Source organism: Methanophagales archaeon (assembly GCA_021159465.1).
GTDB lineage: Archaea > Halobacteriota > Syntropharchaeia > Alkanophagales > Methanospirareceae > G60ANME1.
Map to the genome: position 1 here is coordinate 1 of JAGGRR010000083.1, position 1252 is coordinate 1252.

Here is a 1252-nt window from a genome sequence, read left to right on the forward strand (position 1 = left end):
GGGTCACACTGATCTTGAGGCTGTCGAGGGGTCCTGTCGAGGGGTCAGGTCTTGATTTTTGAATTATTTTATGGTATATATTAGTTTTATGGCAAGACCCTTAAGAATAGAATTTCCCGGAGCAGTTTATCACATTACCTCAAGAGGAGATAGAAGAGAAAGGATATTTGAGAATGACAAGGATAGAGAAACTTTTCTGGAGATACTGGGTTCAGTAGTAAAAAGATACAACTTTTTATGTCATGCCTATTGTCTTATGGATAATCACTATCACCTTTTAGTAGAAACCCCGGATGGAAATCTCTCTCAAGGCATAAGGCAGTTAAATGGTGTATATACCCAAAAGTTCAATAAGATACACAATACAGTAGGTCACCTATTTCAAGGAAGGTTTAAGTCTATCTTAGTAGAAAAGGAAAATTACCTTTTAGAATTATGCAGATATATAGTTTTAAATCCTGTAAGGGCTGGAGTAGTTAATAAACCCTGGCAATGGAATTGGAGCAGTTACGCCGCTACGGCTGGCAGGGTTAAAAGACCCAAGTTTCTCACTACTGATTGGATTCTTTCTCAGTTTAAAGAAGAACGAAAAGAGGCTCAAAGGATTTATGAGGAATTTGTGCTATCAGGGATAGGAAAGGAAACACCCTGGAAGGATTTAAAAGGTGGGATCATTTTAGGAAAAGACAGTTTTGTTCAAAAGATAAAGGTATATCTCCAAGAGAGAAAAAAGATGAGAGAAATACCCAGAATTGAGAGATTTGCCATAAGACCAAAGCTTTCTGAAATGTTTAGCCAGATAAAAAATAAAAAAGAACGAAATGAAAAAATATACGCTGCCCACATAGAATATGGTTATACCCTTAAACAAATTGCAGATTGCCTGGGTATTCATTATTCCACAGTAAGTAAAGCAATAAAAAATGAAGCAAAGAGACAAGAGCAAAATTCACAATTCAAGACCTGACCCCGTTTTCTCCTCTCCTCACCAGGTGTGTGCATGAGCCGGGAAAAACAGTCAATTGTAATAATAGCTATTGCCATGGTGTTACTTTTTGGCCTGGACATACCTTCTGGAGGGTACTTGTTTGTGGACAAGGTGTTTGACTTTGGGCATCTTATACTCTTCGGCTTGATTTCTATTGCCGTTCTCTGGCTGGTGCAGGGAAAGGGGAAAGGGTATATACTTGCCGGGGTTATAACGATCGCCAGCGGTATCTTGACTGAAATCGTCCAGATACCCATCCCAGGG

General features: G+C 39.1%; 2 protein-coding genes. Both read left to right on the forward strand.

Annotation, left to right across the window (positions count from 1 at the left end; genetic code table 11):
* Window positions 1-88 precede the first annotated feature (88 nt).
* On the forward strand, window positions 89-967 hold the full coding sequence (locus J7J01_04475) for a transposase (protein MCD6210136.1): 879 nt from the start codon (window positions 89-91) through the stop codon (window positions 965-967).
* 33 nt (window positions 968-1000) lie between these two features.
* Window positions 1001-1252, forward strand: a 252-nt coding sequence (locus tag J7J01_04480) for a hypothetical protein (GenBank protein MCD6210137.1), incomplete at its 3' end; no start/stop codon positions are given.

Coding starts and splice junctions, on each gene's coding strand:
- J7J01_04475 (MCD6210136.1), top strand. CDS start 89: ATGGCAAGACCCTTAAGAATAGAATTTCCCGGAGCAGTTTATCACATT.